The sequence below is a fragment of the Legionella adelaidensis genome (assembly GCF_900637865.1).
GTDB lineage: Bacteria > Pseudomonadota > Gammaproteobacteria > Legionellales > Legionellaceae > Legionella_A > Legionella_A adelaidensis.
The window spans coordinates 36,095-53,295 of record NZ_LR134438.1; the positions used below are offsets into that span (position 1 = coordinate 36,095).

Here is a 17,201-nt window from a genome sequence, read left to right on the forward strand (position 1 = left end):
ACAACTATACATCTACCTGGTAATTAGGTGCTTGTTTGGTAATACTAACATCATGTACATGCGACTCGCGCATGCCCGCCTGGGTCACAGTTACAAATTCCGCGTTTTTGTGAAGTAAAGGAATATCCTTACAGCCCAAATATCCCATACAAGACCGCAATCCCCCAAGCATTTGGTGAATGATAGTTTGCACAGGGCCTTTATATGGAACGCGCCCTTCAATACCTTCAGGCACTAATTTCTCAGCACCTTGGGTTACATCTTGAAAATAACGATCGCTTGATCCTTGCGCTTGTGACATAGCTCCAATAGATCCCATACCACGATAACTTTTATACGTTCGCCCCTGGTAAAGCTCTATCTCTCCCGGGGATTCTTCTGTACCGGCAAACATTCCACCTAGCATAACCGTGTCAGCACCAGCTGCCAAAGCCTTGCAAATGTCTCCAGAAAAACGAATACCACCATCAGCAATAATAGGAATCTCTCCCTTTAAACCATTAGCAACGTTAGCAATAGCCGTTATTTGGGGCACACCCACACCGGTTACAATGCGAGTAGTACAAATTGAGCCGGGACCTATGCCTACTTTTACAGCATCTGCCCCTGCTTTTGCTAAATCTTGTGCTGCTTGTGCTGTGGCGATATTTCCCCCTATTACTTGCAAGTGGGGATATTTTTTCTTAATCCAACGAACACGATCGATTACACCCTGTGAATGCCCGTGTGCAGTATCTACTACAATTACATCCACTCCGGCATCCACTAATGCCTCCACTCTTTCTTCGGTACCTTCGCCAACGCCAACTGCTGCACCTACTCGCAGTTGCTCATAGCTATCCTTGCAAGCATAGGGATTTTCTTTCGCTTTTTGAATATCTTTAACGGTGATAAGACCTCTTAAACAAAAGTCCTCATTAACTACTAATAATTTTTCCAATCGATGTTTATGTAAAAGGCTGCGGACTTCTTCACGGCTCGCCCCTTCTTTTACTGTTACCAAGCGCTCTTTTGGTGTCATTACAGCAGAAACAGGCAAAGATAAATTGGATTCAAAACGAATATCCCGACTCGTGACAATTCCAATGAGATTCTCACCTTCAACGACCGGCACACCCGAAAAATTATGTTTTAACATGACGTCAAGAAGCTCTTGCACAGTCAGAGATGGACCAACAGTTATAGGGTCTTTTACCATCCCGCTTTCAAATTTCTTAACTTTCTTTACTTCATAAGCTTGATCAAGAAAATTCATATTTTTATGAATAATACCGATTCCCCCTTCTTGCGCCATAGCAATAGCTAAACGTGATTCGGTAACTGTATCCATGGCAGCTGAAATAAGCGGCATGTTTAATTCAATGGAGCGAGTAAGGCGTGTTTTTAAAGAAACTTCTTTAGGCAAAACAGAAGAGTGCGCAGGCACAAGCAAGACATCATCAAACGTTAACGCCTGCTGAACAACAGAAAGGGTCATGCCGCACTCCTATGGATTTTAGTTAACCGAACATTATAGTTAATTTGAGGTTAAAATGAAATAGGTGTTAGAGATATGGGAACCAATAATCTAAATGTAGGTTGGCGCCGCAGGCCCAACACTCATTAGCGAGATCGTTTGTTGGGCCTGCGGCGCCAACCTACATTTAGAAAGCCCCAATAAAGTTGTATTTTAAATACATCTTTTGTATAATGGCCCTATCTTATACACCGTAAGGAGCATATCATGTCAGCAACCCATAAACCGGCTAAAACCATAAGTGATAAAATTGCTTTTGGTCTAGTTAAGTTTTTCCGCTTTTTCGCTGATACTTTCTTTCAAAAACGCTATGGCAATCGCGCTATAGTACTTGAAACAGTCGCTGCAGTACCTGGCATGGTTGGCGCAGCTTTATTGCACTTACGTTGTTTAAGAAAAATCAAAAATGACGAGGGTTGGATTAAAACATTGCTAGCGGAAGCAGAGAATGAACGGATGCATTTGATTACTTTTATGTATATTGCCAAACCGAATTGGTTTGAACGATTTATTATTTTTATAGCCCAAGCCATTTTCGTTGTTTTATATCTGTTAATGTATATTATTTCTTCAAAAACAGCCCATCGTTTTGTCGGTTACCTGGAAGAAGAAGCAGTAATTAGCTATACCCATTATTTACAAGAGCTGGATGAAGGCCGTATTGAAAATTGCCCCGCCCCTGATATTGCCAAAAACTATTGGGGATTAGCAGCGGATGCGCGTTTACGTGATGTGCTAGTGGCGGTACGTATTGATGAGGAAGAGCACCGGGACGTAAACCACCAGATCGCTGATAAATTAACAAATGAACGTACTCTTTTAACCAGGCTGGAAACAGAACTTATTGATTAGCAACCGGCCGATAGTTGGTTATCGCTAATCCGAATTAAAGGACAGATCCATGATGCCAGAATACAGCGAGTTAATGTGTTATAAACAAATTGAACTTTCGAGTCATAGGCAACTTGCATTCTTTTTGGAAAAACACAGTACCAAGGAAGGAACCTGGGGTAAACTTTCTCTTCAAAAGGGAGCTATCGATTTTGTATTCTTAAATGGCCAAGGTATGGAGTTGTCACGCACCCAAATGGATACAGAAAACCAGCAAATACTCATTCCTCCTGCTGCATGGCATAAAATTATTCCAATTAGTGATTCATTTAAGGCCAGTCTTGATTTTTATTGCATGCCTCACCGGTATTTCAATAAAAAATACAGCTTAGGCGCAGTGCATAGTGACTTATTGTATGTCTATCAAACTTATTTATCCCATTTGCAGAAAGCATCGATTCTTGATGTAGGTTGTGGATCCGGTAGAAATTTATTGTATTTAGCAAAAATGGGACACCGTGTTCTTGGAATTGATCATAACCAGTCCGCATTAGCGACAATTGAAGAGATTGCCCGGAAGGAAGCGCTTGCTGGAGTTGATACATTACTACATGATTTAAATGAACCTCTCAATCTCGAACCTGCATCTTATGATTTAGTGCTCTCAACAGTTTCCTTGCAGTTCTTAAACCCGGAACGAATCCCGGAACTACTTGCCACGCTGCAAAAATTAACTAAGAAAAATGGATACCATTTTTTAGTATTCCCCATTCAATCAGAACCGTATTCCTTACCAGAATTTTTCCAATTCCTACCGCAAAAGGAAGCGCTCTACCACTTCTATCAGGATAGTGGCTGGTCAATACTGGAATATAAAGAATCGGTAGGTCATTTACATAAAAAAGACGAATTGGGACGGGCTATTTCTGGTGTATTCGGTCTTCTGATCGCACAAAAAATCGTATAATCCTTCCGTATTACTTAATGTTCAAAAAAACGGATAGCTCATTTTTGTTGTGTAAAACATCCATTAAAGTGTAGCGCTCTAAAACTTCCATAAATGCCGCCTTCGCTTCATACAAGACACCTTTTAATTTACATACGGCAGCGATACAGCAGTTGGCTTTTTCTTTGTTAAAACAAGGTACTAAATCAAAATGAGGTTCCAACTGCTTAATGAGTCCACCTATATTAATCATTTCAGGAGGAACAGCCATCAAAATTCCACCATTCTTTCCCCGAATTGTTTTAATCAGACCAAGTTTTGATAAATTGTGGATAATTTTTATCATATGGTTATTCGAAATACCATATGCCTCGGTTATATCTTTAATAGTACAGGTCTCTTTTTGAAGTGCGATATATATCAAGGCGCGTAAGGAGTAATCTGTAAATTGTGTTAATTGCATGCGTAAATCCTGATTAATACTAAACATATCATCATAAGAATATATTTTAACGCAATAATTGAGTTAGCCCCAATCAAATTGGCTTTCTTTTTTTCATAATATTGAATCTCTCTCATGATAACGTGTAAACTGGCAGAATTCATTTACTGTCAACTAATAGGATGGGCAAAGCGTTGGCTAAAATAATCGTTGTTACCTCAGGTAAAGGTGGTGTAGGTAAAACTACTTCTTCGGCTGCTATCTCTACTGGATTGGCTTTGAAAGGCCATAAAACAGTAGTAATTGATTTTGATATCGGGTTACGTAATCTGGATATCATCATGGGATGTGAGCGGCGTGTTGTTTATGATTTTATTAATGTGATTAATGGAGAAGCTACACTCAACCAAGCATTAATTAAAGATAAACGGATTCCCGAACTGTACATTCTCCCAGCTTCGCAAACACGTGATAAAGATGCTCTTTCAATTGAGGGAGTGGAGCGCATTTTAAATGAATTGGCAAAAGATTTTGACTTTATCATTTGCGATTCCCCTGCCGGCATTGAGACAGGCGCATTACTAGCCATGCATTTCGCAGATGAAGCGATTATTGTAACCAATCCCGAAGTTTCTTCTGTTCGTGACTCCGATCGTATTTTGGGAATTTTAGCCAGCAAAACAAAAAATGCGATTGAGGGACGTAATATAAAAGAACATCTTTTACTAACACGTTACGATTTAGATCGCGTAGAAAAAGGAGAAATGCTTTCAGTGGAAGATGTTAAAGAAATATTAGCTATTCCTCTTATTGGTATTATCCCTGAATCAAAAGCGGTATTAAAAGCATCTAATACCGGAACACCTGTTATTCTGGATGAAAATAGTGACGCCGGTCTTGCTTATCAAGATGCTATTGCTCGTTTTCTTGGAGAATCACGGCCTATGCGTTTTGCTTCTCAAGAACGCAAAGGACTATTGCGCCGTTTATTCGGTAAAAATAAGGAGGATGTTCCAGCATGAGTATTCTTAGCTATTTAAGAAAACGCAACACTACAGCTAAAGTCGCAAAAGAACGTCTGCAAATTATTATTTCTCACGAACGCTCACAACGACAAACACCGGATTATCTTCCCAAGTTACAAGAAGAAATTTTAGCGGTGATTGCAAAATACGTGAATATCAATAAAGATCAAGTCAGTGTGCATTTAGAAAGAATTGGCGATAGCGCTGTTTTGGAATTAAATGTAACCATGCCGGATGAAGCGTTAGCTTGATTTACCGCCCCTGCAGGCCCAACCTACGAATTTCTTTGTTTTTAGAGGTAGGTTGGTGCCGAAGGCCCAACACTCCGATGCAAAATAAATACGTTGGGCCTTCGGCCTGATAGAACGTCACTTTTTAAATGCCTGTCATTCCCGCCTTCGCGGAATGACAAAAAAATAGCTGGAATGAAAGAAATAAAATAGCGGTTGAATAAAAAGTGACGATCGCTCAGGTCCTCGGAACCAACCTACTACACAGCAACCTTAACCTTTAACTTCTTTTTTGTGGTTATTTCCTCACCTGTGTGATTTATAGTTCTTGCCAACTCTTCATTTGCAAAATCATCTACCGCAATAGCTTGCTGACGAGCAACTTCCATGTCTTTTAGTTGAAGCCTTTCGGTTTCATTAATCAGCTGTAATGAAAACGCTTCCTCTATTTGTTCAAGGAATGTCAAAGACTGCAATTTTCCTTCTTTAAAGGCTTTGATAACTTTGTTTTCTGTAACTTCAGCAGCACACACTTTATAAAACGTTTCTTCTAAACGGCCTAATGGACAACTCTCTAATGCTTCAGCAAAAGTTAGTCGACTAATTCTTGAACGCGTTTCACCAGGTTGTAATAAAAGCTGGGCGACTTTTTGTCCTAAACTGTCGCTCGGTTTTTGTCTTCTTGTCCAGGGCGTTAGTACTAAACGTAAAAATACACGGGCGCCTTTTCCGGGGAAATTATCAACAACCCCTCTCATAGCCACTTCCGTTTCATAGAATAACTGCTGACAACACCAATTCACCAAAGGTAAATCTTCGGACGGTTGACCATCTTGCTGAAATCGTTTTAATACACCTGAAATCAAATACAACTTACTTAAAATATCTCCTAAACGGGCGGATAGTTTTTCTTTTCTTTTTAAATTTGCCCCTAGAATAAACATAGAAAAATCCGCTAAAAACGCTAAGTTTCGACTATAGCGGGTTAGCAACTGGAAATATCTATGGGTGGCTCCAGGGGGGCTTTTTAGGAAGTGGCCATCCGTAAACAAGGTAATTACACTATTAATAAAATTACTGAAAAAGAAAGCGATATGTCCCCAGAAAGCGTTATCAAATGCTTTACGATCTTTACTACGAATACTTTCTATTTCTTTAAGAACATAAGGATGGCACCGAATAGCCCCCTGACCGAAAATTATCAAGCTGCGGGTTAATATATTAGCGCCTTCTACGGTGATGCTAATAGGAGTAGCCTGATAGCCCCTTCCTAAATAATTATTAGGTCCCAAACAAATTCCTTTTCCTCCATGAATATCCATAGCATCAAGGGCAACCTGTCTTGCCAATTCGGTCGTGTGGTATTTCAAAATAGCACCGGCAACAGCGGATTTTTCCCCTCTGTCTATAGCTGCAGCAGTCATGGTAAGACTAGCGTCAATAAGATAGGTGTTCCCGGCTATACGGGCTAATGGCTCTTCAATACCTTCAAATTTACCTATAGGTAAACTAAACTGTTTCCGTACTCGGGCATATGCACCCGAAGCTAATGCCGCGGCTTGTGATCCGCCCAAAGCACTAGAGGGCAAGGATATGGCCCGGCCAGCGCTTAAGCATTCCATCAACATACGCCATCCCTGCCCTGCCATTTCTACTCCACCAATTAGATAATCAAGGGGAATAAAAACATCTTTACCTTGGGTTGGACCATTGAGAAATGCTATATTCAAGGGAAAATGGCGTCTTCCTTTTATAACTCCCGGAGTGTCGGCAGGAATTAAAGCGCAGCTAATACCCACATCATACCCTTTTCCCAGGAGATTATCGGGGTCAAACAATCGAAAAGCCAAGCCTACTAATGTAGCTACTGGACAAAGGGTAATAAAACGTTTATCCCAACTCACGCGAATACCAAGCACTTCCTTACCATTTATTGTTTGCTTACATACTTCCCCTTTATCAGGAATCGAAGCAGCATCCGATCCGGCATTAGGACCTGTTAAGGCAAAACAAGGAATCTCTGTGCCATTGGCCAAACGTGGCAAATAATAATTTTTTTGTTCCTCTGTCCCATATTTTAACAATAATTCCCCTGGACCTAAGGAATTAGGAACAGCCACGGTAGTGGCTAAAGAAATAGACCGCCCATAAAGTTTAGAGAGAACTGACATCACAGCCTGTGCGGAGAACTCCAAGCCGCCAAACTGTTTAGGGATAATCATTCCTAAAAACTTATTGTCCTTAATAAACTGCCAAACATCGGAGGGAAGATCGGTTAAATTATGGGTAACCTCCCAATCATCAACCATTCTACACAAAGCATTTACAGGTCCATCTAAAAACGCTTGCTCTTCCGTAGTTAAAGGAGGGATAGGGGTATTTAATAATTTGGTGTAATCAGGGGAACCACTAAAAATATCTGCTTCCCACCCTATCGAGCCAGCTTCTAATGCCTCACGTTCTGTTTTTGACATTTTTGGTAACGCTTTCTCAACCACATGAAATAAATGATTGGAAATAAGCGCTCTCCGTAAGGGTTTGATTGTGCCAACAATAAAAAAAACTCCTAATAAACCAATAAAGAAATAGGACATTACGCTTACCGGAGCAAGTTGAATAAATAAAGCAGCAAGGACTAAATAGGTTATTCCCCAGACGGAAATAGCGGCTTGTTTAGCCATTAATAAAACAACTGCGGCAATTAGCACAAACAATAAAATGAGCACCCGAATCTCCTTTTGGTTTTCTTTTTACAATAATTGGTCAATAACTTTGATTATTTTTGTTGCTGTTTCTTCTGGATATTCCATGGGAAACATATGTGTACCCTCTGTTTTAAAACTTTTTATTCCTTGTTTTCTTCCCATGTAACGAATATCCCCTGCATTTACTACATTACTTTTTTTTCCATAAATAATAGCAGCCGGGACTTTTAGTTTTCCTTCATACTCATGCAAAACATGGGGAATTGTTCTATATATTTGATATTCAATATAGGGATCAAAGCGAAGAGTAAATCCATTTGCATCTTTTTCTAATCCGTAATCAATATAATCCTCAAGACAGTCTTCAGTAAAGTTTTTAAATAATTTTTTACTTTTTAAGTATTGCCTTGCTTCCTCTCTTGTTCGCCAATGCCTTCTTCTTCCTTTTGTACGATAGGCTGGGGTTAAGTGATCAATAATCCCTAGCGTTTTAGCTAGTAAGAGTGCTTTAGATTTAACCCGGCCAATAATGGGGGAGTCCAACAAAATAATGCACCTAAATAAATCCGGGTTTTCTATAGCCGCCAAATAGGTAAGCACGCCCCCAAGAGAGTGGCCTAAACCAATAACCGGCTTGGTTGTTTGTGAAGTAATACTAGCAATCACTTCTGCACTGAGGTTATGCCAATTATCAGTGACAGGATATTGTTCCGTATGACCTACTTTATCAATGTAATAATAGTCGAACTGATTACTTAGGTTTTTAAATAGCTGCTGGTAACAAGGTGAAGGAAATCCATTACCATGTGCAAAATGGATGCTTTCTTTCATTTATGAACAATTTTCATGCTAGCACGTTTAATAGCAATAATAGCGTAACCAAAATAAATAGATTGCAAGGCAATCATTATTAAACCAAGACCACCAAATACCGCATTAACCGTGTAGGTTGTAAAGGTAAAAGCCATTTGTGGAGTTGCCGCTACGGACATAACTCGGCAAGTTTGCGAAAAAGTTAATTTCAAATCAAAAAATGTCCGGGCAATTAATTGTCCAAGTATAGAAATTAAAAGGATAAGACTCCAAAAGACACCTAAAAAGAAAATTACAATCAACGGATAAACAAGAAGCTCTGTGATGTATTTTAAACGGACAACACCATTATTTTTTATCCAGTCGGTCCCCTGGAATACTTCGTTATCATGAGGGTTTAAATCGTGTACCATTACTTTATCCCCTTCTACGGGAACTGTATTATTGACAAGGAACTCTAACTTTGGCGGTTTATACATTATTTGATTTTTAGTGATTAATAAACTTAACTGTGGATATTCAGAAGTAATTTTGTCTACAGCTCCCGTCGTATCGACAATAGCAACTACCTCTCCTTTGGAGTTTTTAATCATATAAGGCATCGGTTTTTCAAATTTTACTTGTCCGTTTTGCACATAAACAGGCGGTAATAATTTGATGGGTTCTAATATTTTTTGATTAAAATATTGATTGAATTCAAAAATAATACGTGCAGAGAGTGGCATCGTACCTACAGCAATAGCCAACCATAAATATAAAAACCCCCACCCTCGCCAACGTTTGGCCACATCAACATATAAACTTGGTGAATAAAAAGACATATAGAGTGCGTGCCAATAACGGTACAGTGGTAAGTTGTCCGGCCGCAACTGTTTAGTTCTTTTCATTCCATCCTCCGAGCCTTGTTCCTGTCTCAGAACAAAATAAATTGGCTTTATTTAAATCAAATTTAAGGTATATATGATCTGTATGATTAACTGTTGACTCAAAAAGTCGCACTACAATAGGCTGCCTTTCTCCTAATTTTACTTGAATCAGTTTATCAGCTCCCAAGTCCTCAATAAAATGAATTTTTCCAGATAAAAAAGCTTCCTCTTTAGGACAGATTTGAAGATGTTCGGGGCGGATCCCTAATAATACCTTTTTTGCAGGATGTTTTGCGGCGGGTAAAGGAAGTTTTATACCCGTTTCTAAATCAATAGAGTGATTAGAGCTATTTACAACTCCTTCGATAAAGTTCATCGGGTAAGTACCAATAAAAGAAGCCACAAATTTCGTTTGCGGCGTATTATACAGCATAGTAGGTGTGCCTATTTGCTCGATGATTCCTTTGTTTAAAACGACTATTTTATCAGCTAAAGTCATTGCTTCTGTTTGGTCATGAGTGACATATAAGCTGGTTGTACTCAATTCCATGTGGAGTTTCTTTATTTCATAACGCATTTCATTTCGTAACTTCGCGTCTAAGTTGGATAAAGGTTCATCAAACAAAAAAACCGATGGAGAACGAACGATTGCCCTACCCATTGCTACACGTTGTTTTTGTCCCCCGGATAATTCGGAAGGTTTTCTATCTAATAGATTCTGTAATTGCAGCATAGAACTCACTGCATTCACTTTTTGCCGAATAATGGGCTTACTAATGCCTCGCATTTTTAAACCATAAGCCATATTGGCATATACGTTCATGTGCGGGTACAGAGCATAATTTTGAAATACCATGGCCATATCGCGCTGAGCCGGCGCTAAATTATTTACACACTCACCGTTAATCTTAATTTGACCCTTAGTAATACTTTCTAACCCGGCAACCATTCTTAATAATGTCGTCTTTCCACTACCTGAAGGTCCGACCAGGGCAACAAACTCGCCCTTTTCAATATTTAAATTAATATTGTCCAAAATCACGTGCGATCCATGGTTTTTAACAATTTTAATAAGATCGACAGTAGCCACTATTCTCTTAATCCTTTTTCAAAAAATTTCTGTAATATTACAACTACGAAACATGGGGGGATAAGTGCCAAGAGCGCAACTGACATTATATAGTTCCACTGAGGAATTTGATCAGCCACACCCGCAAAATACCGCAGTCCCATAACGATTGTAGATTTATCTTGTGCCGTAGTTATAACCAAGGGCCATAAATATTGATTCCATCCATAGATAAACATAATGATAAATAAGGCGGCGATTTGTGTTCTCGATACAGGCAATAATATATAAAAAAAGAAACGAAACGGCCCTGCCCCGTCAATTTTAGCTGCATCCACCAACTCTTGCGGGACAGTTTTGAAAAACTGGCGAAATAAAAACGTAGCCGTTGCGGATGCCATTAAAGGAAAACTTAATCCCGCATAAGTATTTAACCACCCCATACTTGCGATTAATTGAAAAGTAGGAACGATCCTCACTTCCACCGGTAACATCATAGTCAAAAAGATAATGGCAAAACAAAACCGTTTACCTGGGAAATCAAAATATACGAGAGCAAAAGCTGAGGTTATCGCCAAGAGGATTTTCCCCGTTGCGATGGTAAAAGCCATAACAAAGCTATTAATTAACATATGCCAAATGGGCTCTCCTCCTGCTGCCGTTAACCCTTCCAAAAATACTTTTTTTAAATTGGTAAAAAATAAAGTTCCGGGCAGAAAAGGCAAAGTATCATTTACCATAACCTCTCCCGGATAGCTTGCCGCAATTACTGCGAAATAGATTGGCAGAAAAAAGAGGACAATAAATCCTATTAAAATCGCATGCGAAAAAAATCTTGAAAATACCTTCATTGGTAATGTACCTTTTTTTCAAGATAACGGAATTGCAACATTGTCAAAAGCACCACCAGTACAATTAAAATAATAGATTGAGCAGAAGAACTACCAAAATCCATACCGATAAAACCATCTTTATAGGCTTTATATACCAATGTGCTAGTAGCATACTCAGGCCCCCCATTGGTCAATATATCAATGACTCCAAAGGTATCAAAAAAAGCATAAATCACATTCATGGTGATTAAGAAGAAGGTCGTTGGGGACAGCAAAGGGAAAATAATTTGCCAAAAACGATGCCAACTAGAGGCCCCATCTATAATCGCAGCTTCTTGAATAGCATTGGGGATCATTTTTAACGCAGCTAAATAAAATAAAAAATTATAACTAAATTGTTGCCAACTAGCAGATAAAATTATCACCAATAAAGCTTGGTAGGGATGAATAACATAATTAAAATCAATGCCGCATTTCTGCAATAAATGCGTTAACCAACCAAGGGTAGGATGACATAAAAAACGCCAAAGAATAGCTGCTATAGCAGGGGCTACTGCGTACGGCCATAGCAATAATGATTTATATAATGCGTGTGACTTTGTTCTTCTGTTTACTAAAAGTGCGAGTGAGAGTCCAAAACTGGTAGTTAACAAGGTAATAGCAAAAGCAATAACAAAAGTAACCCAAACCGCATAACCGTATTCCGCACTGAAAATTATTTCGAAATAATTACCAATACCGGCGAAATGTCGATGTAAACCAAACGCATCACTATAGAAAAAGGATTGGACAATAGCGTTGAATGCCGGCCAGAGGAAAAAAAGCAGCGTAAATAGTAACTGGGGAACAATAAACCAGAGAACTTTTTTGCGTTTTTGAGTGAATTTGGACATTCAAGAAGTGATGCAAAAAAAGAGGAATTATAACTGTAAATTTAACGGAATTATATATGGTAAAGCACCACCTTTGCGTCGAGGCCAAAGGCTCAACATAGAATATGGAAAGAATGCTGTCTTTGATACCACCGCCCTTAACTTTTTTGTTTTCTTACTCCTCAACCCCCAACACTATTAATTCCTTCCCTGCGTAAAGTACGGTGTAATAACTGGGTATAAATAGGAGCATTTTTAGCCAACTGCACTACGGTTGTTGAAGTCAGGCAAGTAATCATCAATGGTAAGATAAGAAAATAGTTTTGCGTCATTTCCACAACTAAAATAATCCCGGTAATCGGGGCTCTTACAGCAGCTGAAAATAATGCTCCCATACCAGCAACTGCAAACATACCAGGGTTAATAGTGGGATCTAACCAACTAAAAAACACCGAGCAAACAGTTCCCATCAAAGTGCCCATGGCAAGCATAGGGGCAAAGAACCCGCCTGGAACTGCAGTGTTATAACTCAACAAGGTTGCAATAAACCGAACAACTAAAACAATAGCTAAAAAGGTGGTTGCAGGGGTAATGGTTAAGGCGCGCTCAATTATTTCGTACCCCCCTCCTACCGTTTCCGGATAATAAACCGCCAAGCTGCCTACCAATAATCCTACCATTAACACAAACACATCATGGAATCGAGGGCTGAGTTTGTCCATGATAGATAACGATTTCATTAAGGAACTATTAAACAGTAACCCGGCAAATCCAACAATAATTCCGAAAATAAAAAAATAGATCAGCTGCTGAAGCGGAGGAAAATTAAAGATTTCCATGGAAATAGCAGGCTTGGCTCCTATGATCAAGTCACTTGCAATGGTAGAAAACACTGTGGCAATGGCCACGGACTTAAAATTAGTAAAAGAGAAATTAAATTCATTACGCATTTCTTCCAATACAAATAATACCCCAGCCAATGGCGCATTAAATGCGGCGGCAAGACCTGCAGCAGCACCCGCAGCAATTAAAGTATCACGCCTCTTTCGGTTCATCCGAAACCACTCCCCTAGCATCTCCCCTAAATTTCCACCGATTTGAATGGTTGGTCCTTCGCGTCCAAGCACCATCTTGGCAGAAATAGCCAACATCCCCCCGATAAATTTTACAGGCAGCAGTCTTCGCCAAAAAATGGGGCGTTGATGCAATAGGGTACCTTCAATCTCTTGCACCCCACTTCCTGACGCTTCACTGGCTCCCCACTTCACTAATAACCAGGCGATATAAACTAAAATCATAGAGGATAATGCAGAAGAGACGACAATGGGAACGCCATATCCCTGCCAAAAATCAAACCAGGCCCGTAAAGTAGAAGTTAAACCATTAATGGATAGTTGTAGCAAAGAACCTATTATTCCTACCAGTAAACCAAGAAGTATAGATAAACCATAAAGAATTAATATTTTTTTACGCATGATTAGTAATCAACCGCATCATATTGTTAATTATTTTCAAACCCACATTATTATGTAAGCTTAAAATGGTTTCCGGATGAAATTGCACCGCATGAATTGGCAAGCTTTTGTGCGAAATAGCCATAATAATTCCATCTTCACTTTCTGCAGTGGTAATTAATTCCGTTGGCAACTTTTTCTTTATTGCGTACAAGGAGTGATACCGTCCAGCAGTAAAAGACTTGCCTAACCCACTGAATAAGTTATGGTCTTGCATTACTTTGATGGTTGAAGGTTTCCCATGCATAGGATAAGGAAGTATTGCTAACTCTCCACCGAAATACTCCACGATGGCTTGTAACCCTAAACATACGCCGAAAATAGGAATTTTTTTCTTTAAAACTTCAGTGATCGTTTGTTGTAAATTAAAATCATTGGGCCGTCCTGGGCCAGGAGACAATACTATCAGATCAGGTTGGTGAAGAGTCAGATAGGTGCAAGCTAAATCATAACGGATAGTTATTACCTCGGCCCCCGTTTGTCTAAAATAGTTTGCCAATGTATGGACAAAAGAGTCCTGGTGATCAATTAATAAAATTTTCTTGTCTTGGCCATAATGGGGAAGACTATCTATGTTTAACGCATTATTATTAGGCTCATTTAATATTTCAAGGAATGCAGAAGCTTTTAGTCGAGTCTCCTCTTCCTCAGCTTCGGGAATTGAATCATATAATAATGTTGCACCGACACGGATACTGGCAATTCCATTATTAATGTGAAAAGTGCGCAATATTAAACCGGTGTTTAAATCACCATTAAAGCCAAACCAACCTACTGCACCTCCGTACCATTGACGAGGAGATTTTTCTTGCTCTTCTATGTACTGCATTGCCCATAATTTTGGAGCACCTGTTACAGTAACCACCCACATATGCGTTAAGAATGCATCAACCGCATCAAACCCTTCCCGTAATTGCCCTTCTACATGATCCACGGTATGAATTACCCGGGAATACATTTCAATTTGCCTTCTCCCAATAACTTTCACACTCCCTGCTTCGCAGATACGCGATTTATCGTTGCGATCCACATCAGTACACATAGTCAGCTCGGAAGCTTCTTTTGCGGAGGTAAGCAATTCTTGAATGTGAAGAGCATCTTCAATAGCATCTTTACCGCGTTTTATGGTTCCTGAAATAGGGCAGGTTTCGACGCGTTTTCCTTGAACCCGAACATACATTTCAGGCGAAGCACCTACTAAATACTCCCCTTTTCCTAAATTGATAAAAAATCCATAGGGCGAAGGGTTTTTCGCTTTCATTTGCTTAAAAATATGAGAAGGGGTTTGCGGACAAAATAAATGAAAAGTTTGACTTAAAACAACCTCAAACAAATCCCCTTGCACAAATCGCTCTTTCGTTTTTTCTACCAAAGCAGCATATTCACCTTGTGCAAATTCCGCATTAATATCCGGTTTGTTCGCCGCAACATAAGGGGAATTATCACCTTTACGTTTTAAACCGCCGGTTGAAAGGTTTTCATAGAAAAAATCATATCGGCGAATAAAAGCTTCCTCTTTTCTATGATCGACCACGTAGATTTCGTCGGGTAAATAAAGAATTATCTCTTGCTGAGTTATTTCTCTTTCTTGATATAACTTTAGTTTTTCAAACTGAAAAATTAAATCATAGCCAAAAGCACCATAGATGCCTAAATAAGATTCTTCGGCAGAATAAAAAAACTGCAATATTTTTCTAATAACGCTAAAAACCGAAGGTTGATGACTCCGCTCTTCCTCGCTGAAAAAAGTCTCTGTGCGAGTGATTTTAATATGGGTTGTTGTCCCATTAGTCTGATTAACTATGAAATCATCAACAGTATGTAATTCATTTGTAATAATAGATAGGAGTACAGCACCACGCTCATTAAGAGCACTCATAATGACAGCATTCGACTGACAGGTCAGCATTAAAGGCGGGTTATAAAATCCTATGTCCCAGCAGGTATATCTACCAGGATAATCATAACTAGAAGCAAAAATTGCGCCACGATGACTGTCCAATTGCTCTACGACCGACTCAATAGCCTCTTTATAAGGTATTGACTCTTCATTATATTGAATCTTAACTCCACCCGTTGTTTTATAATCGCGCATTCTTTTTCTTACTGAGGAAACATCTATGTATACTCGGGTATATTTAGCATTGTCTTACAAAAAAAGCTATATACAACGGCATTAGAAAAAATCATTAAATAAAAAACAAACAACGTTTAGAATTAAAGTACAACCCGCTATAATTTACTAATCCAACCTTTTAGAAAAAACAATGGCACAAAAAACAGGAAGCGCTAACTTGCCCTTACATTATGGCCATGTTCCTCCGTGGTTAGCTGAGCGCATGGCCAAATTGGGCGCCGTCATGAGCCAAGCTATTATTCATCATTATGGGCGCGATGAGTTTTTGCGCCGTTTGGCCCACCCTTTTTGGTTTCAATCGTTTGGCGCGGTGATGGGGATGGATTGGCATTCTTCAGGGATCACTACCAGTGTTATTGGAGCGCTTAAGCGTGGTTTAGCTCCCCTGTCTAAAGAGTTAGGTGTTCATGTTTGTGGCGGAAGAGGTAAATACTCACGTCAAACCCCTCACGAGCTTGTGGATATAGGTTCCCGAGTGGGTTTTGACGGCCAACAACTTGCACAAGCAAGCCGCCTTGTAGCTAAAGTAGATAGTGCGGCGGTACAAGACGGGTTTGATCTTTACTTACATGGTTTTATTGTAACTGATGAGGGGAAATGGACAGTAATTCAGCAAGGCATGAATACTATTAATAAACAAGCGCGTCGATACCATTGGTTATCGGAAGGTTTAGAAAGTTTTATCGATGCACCTCATGCTGCTATAGAAGGGCGACAGCAAGGCCATATTATTAATCTTACTGATCAACACGCTCAAATCTCACGCGCAAAACAAATTGAGTTACTGAAAAAATGTTCTCCTGAACATATTGTTACAGTGGTATCAAAACACCAAAGTAATCCAATAAAATTAACTAGCCCCAATCAGGAACAACTACAAATCCCCCATCTCGATATGCCTGCGCATCATGAGGTTAGAGCGGAAAATATTTCCTTACGACGCCTGCATGGAAATATCGCCGCCGCTATTGATAATGGTCCAAAAGATTTTCCAGAGCTTCTTTTAACCCCCGGTGTAGGCCCAAGAACTATCCTTGCCTTAGCACTGGTAGCCGAAGTCATCCACGGAGCCCCCTATCGATTCTCTGATCCTGCCCGCTTCTCTATAGCCCACGGAGGAAAAGACCGCCATCCCTTCCCTGTTCCCATTAAAGTTTACGATGAAACCATCCATGTATTAAAAAATGCCGTGCAAAAAGCAAAATTCGGCCAAAGCGAAAAGTTGGAAGCAATTAAGCGATTAGATAAACAAGCACGCGCATTAGAGCAACACATCATTAGTGGCCCGAGCACGGAAGAAATTATTGCCCATGAAAAAGCGGTTTCACGATTATATGGTGGTAGAAGCGTGTTTGGTATAGAGTAGATTTTCAAAATACTCGGCTACTCTGGGAATTTCTTG

The 17,201-nt window shown here is 39.6% G+C and carries 15 protein-coding genes; 5 read left to right on the forward strand and 10 right to left on the reverse strand.

Annotated features, from left to right (window positions below):
* Positions 1–4: 4 nt before the first annotated feature.
* Positions 5–1,477: an IMP dehydrogenase gene (gene guaB / locus EL206_RS09810; protein ID WP_058461698.1), complete on the reverse strand. Its 1,473-nt coding sequence runs from the start codon at positions 1,475–1,477 to the stop codon at positions 5–7.
* A 246-nt stretch (positions 1,478–1,723) separates the two neighbouring features.
* Here guaB and EL206_RS09815 point away from each other — a divergent pair, with 246 nt between their 5' ends.
* Both EL206_RS09815 and tehB read left to right on the forward strand, forming a co-directional pair.
* A complete protein-coding gene (locus EL206_RS09815; protein WP_058461699.1) occupies positions 1,724–2,368 on the forward strand; it encodes an alternative oxidase in 645 nt (214 codons plus the stop codon).
* Positions 2,369–2,417: 49 nt separating this feature from the next.
* Positions 2,418–3,314, forward strand: coding sequence for an SAM-dependent methyltransferase TehB (gene tehB / locus EL206_RS09820; RefSeq protein ID WP_058461700.1), 897 nt, complete (start codon positions 2,418–2,420; stop codon positions 3,312–3,314).
* A 10-nt stretch (positions 3,315–3,324) separates the two neighbouring features.
* On the opposite strand, the gene EL206_RS09825 is transcribed toward tehB, so the two are convergent.
* Entirely contained in the window at positions 3,325–3,756 is a 432-nt protein-coding gene (locus EL206_RS09825; RefSeq protein ID WP_058461701.1) for an Rrf2 family transcriptional regulator, read from the reverse strand.
* A 173-nt stretch (positions 3,757–3,929) separates the two neighbouring features.
* On the opposite strand from EL206_RS09825, the gene minD reads away from it, so the two are divergent.
* Both minD and minE read left to right on the forward strand, forming a co-directional pair.
* A complete protein-coding gene (minD, locus tag EL206_RS09830) occupies positions 3,930–4,757 on the forward strand; it encodes a septum site-determining protein MinD (protein ID WP_058462362.1) in 828 nt (275 codons plus the stop codon).
* The gene (minE, locus tag EL206_RS09835; RefSeq protein ID WP_058461702.1) at positions 4,754–5,011 is read left to right on the forward strand and encodes a cell division topological specificity factor MinE; all 258 of its coding nucleotides are present in this window, start codon (positions 4,754–4,756) and stop codon (positions 5,009–5,011) included. The genes minD and minE overlap by 4 nt, the downstream gene beginning before the upstream one ends.
* 239 nt (positions 5,012–5,250) lie before the next feature.
* Here minE and EL206_RS09840 read toward each other — a convergent pair whose 3' ends face one another.
* The 8 genes from EL206_RS09840 to EL206_RS09875 all read right to left on the reverse strand — a co-directional run bounded on the left by EL206_RS09840 (position 5,251) and on the right by EL206_RS09875 (position 15,757).
* Positions 5,251–7,722 (reverse strand): acyl-CoA dehydrogenase, encoded by a 2,472-nt coding sequence (locus EL206_RS09840; protein ID WP_131739754.1) that lies wholly within the window; start codon positions 7,720–7,722, stop codon positions 5,251–5,253.
* An 18-nt stretch (positions 7,723–7,740) separates the two neighbouring features.
* Positions 7,741–8,526 (reverse strand): alpha/beta fold hydrolase, encoded by a 786-nt coding sequence (locus EL206_RS09845; RefSeq protein WP_058461703.1) that lies wholly within the window; start codon positions 8,524–8,526, stop codon positions 7,741–7,743.
* Positions 8,523–9,395: a DUF1189 family protein gene (locus EL206_RS09850; protein ID WP_058461704.1), complete on the reverse strand. Its 873-nt coding sequence runs from the start codon at positions 9,393–9,395 to the stop codon at positions 8,523–8,525. The genes EL206_RS09845 and EL206_RS09850 overlap by 4 nt, the downstream gene beginning before the upstream one ends.
* Complete coding sequence (locus tag EL206_RS09855) at positions 9,382–10,464, reverse strand: ABC transporter ATP-binding protein (RefSeq protein ID WP_058461705.1); 1,083 nt, start codon at positions 10,462–10,464, stop codon at positions 9,382–9,384. The genes EL206_RS09850 and EL206_RS09855 overlap by 14 nt, the downstream gene beginning before the upstream one ends.
* A complete protein-coding gene (gene ugpE, locus EL206_RS09860) occupies positions 10,464–11,294 on the reverse strand; it encodes a sn-glycerol-3-phosphate ABC transporter permease UgpE (RefSeq protein WP_058461706.1) in 831 nt (276 codons plus the stop codon). The genes EL206_RS09855 and ugpE overlap by 1 nt, the downstream gene beginning before the upstream one ends.
* On the reverse strand, positions 11,291–12,169 hold the full coding sequence (locus EL206_RS09865; protein WP_058461707.1) for an ABC transporter permease subunit: 879 nt from the start codon (positions 12,167–12,169) through the stop codon (positions 11,291–11,293). Before EL206_RS09865 ends, ugpE begins: the two co-directional genes overlap by 4 nt.
* A gap of 161 nt (positions 12,170–12,330) precedes the next feature.
* Positions 12,331–13,623: a H(+)/Cl(-) exchange transporter ClcA gene (gene clcA / locus EL206_RS09870; RefSeq protein ID WP_058461708.1), complete on the reverse strand. Its 1,293-nt coding sequence runs from the start codon at positions 13,621–13,623 to the stop codon at positions 12,331–12,333.
* Positions 13,616–15,757 carry an anthranilate synthase component I gene (locus EL206_RS09875; RefSeq protein ID WP_058461709.1) on the reverse strand — a complete coding sequence of 714 codons (2,142 nt, stop codon included), beginning with the start codon at positions 15,755–15,757 and terminating at the stop codon, positions 13,616–13,618. The genes clcA and EL206_RS09875 overlap by 8 nt, the downstream gene beginning before the upstream one ends.
* A 172-nt stretch (positions 15,758–15,929) precedes the next feature.
* Between EL206_RS09875 and EL206_RS09880 the strand changes: the two genes are divergently transcribed.
* Positions 15,930–17,165, forward strand: coding sequence for a DUF763 domain-containing protein (locus EL206_RS09880; RefSeq protein ID WP_058461710.1), 1,236 nt, complete (start codon positions 15,930–15,932; stop codon positions 17,163–17,165).
* Positions 17,166–17,201 lie beyond the last annotated feature (36 nt).

What these genes read in the sequence shown, in the direction of transcription:
- guaB (WP_058461698.1), bottom strand. Translation starts at nt 1,477, where the DNA reads ATGACCCTTTCTGTTGTTCAGCAGGCGTTAACGTTTGATGATGTCTTG.
- EL206_RS09815 (WP_058461699.1), top strand. Translation starts at nt 1,724, where the DNA reads ATGTCAGCAACCCATAAACCGGCTAAAACCATAAGTGATAAAATTGCT.
- tehB (WP_058461700.1), top strand. Translation starts at nt 2,418, where the DNA reads ATGATGCCAGAATACAGCGAGTTAATGTGTTATAAACAAATTGAACTT.
- EL206_RS09825 (WP_058461701.1), bottom strand. Translation starts at nt 3,756, where the DNA reads ATGCAATTAACACAATTTACAGATTACTCCTTACGCGCCTTGATATAT.
- minE (WP_058461702.1), top strand. Translation starts at nt 4,754, where the DNA reads ATGAGTATTCTTAGCTATTTAAGAAAACGCAACACTACAGCTAAAGTC.
- EL206_RS09845 (WP_058461703.1), bottom strand. Translation starts at nt 8,526, where the DNA reads ATGAAAGAAAGCATCCATTTTGCACATGGTAATGGATTTCCTTCACCT.
- EL206_RS09850 (WP_058461704.1), bottom strand. Translation starts at nt 9,395, where the DNA reads ATGAAAAGAACTAAACAGTTGCGGCCGGACAACTTACCACTGTACCGT.
- ugpE (WP_058461706.1), bottom strand. Translation starts at nt 11,294, where the DNA reads ATGAAGGTATTTTCAAGATTTTTTTCGCATGCGATTTTAATAGGATTT.
- EL206_RS09865 (WP_058461707.1), bottom strand. Translation starts at nt 12,169, where the DNA reads ATGTCCAAATTCACTCAAAAACGCAAAAAAGTTCTCTGGTTTATTGTT.
- clcA (WP_058461708.1), bottom strand. Translation starts at nt 13,623, where the DNA reads ATGCGTAAAAAAATATTAATTCTTTATGGTTTATCTATACTTCTTGGT.
- EL206_RS09875 (WP_058461709.1), bottom strand. Translation starts at nt 15,757, where the DNA reads ATGCGCGATTATAAAACAACGGGTGGAGTTAAGATTCAATATAATGAA.
- EL206_RS09880 (WP_058461710.1), top strand. Translation starts at nt 15,930, where the DNA reads ATGGCACAAAAAACAGGAAGCGCTAACTTGCCCTTACATTATGGCCAT.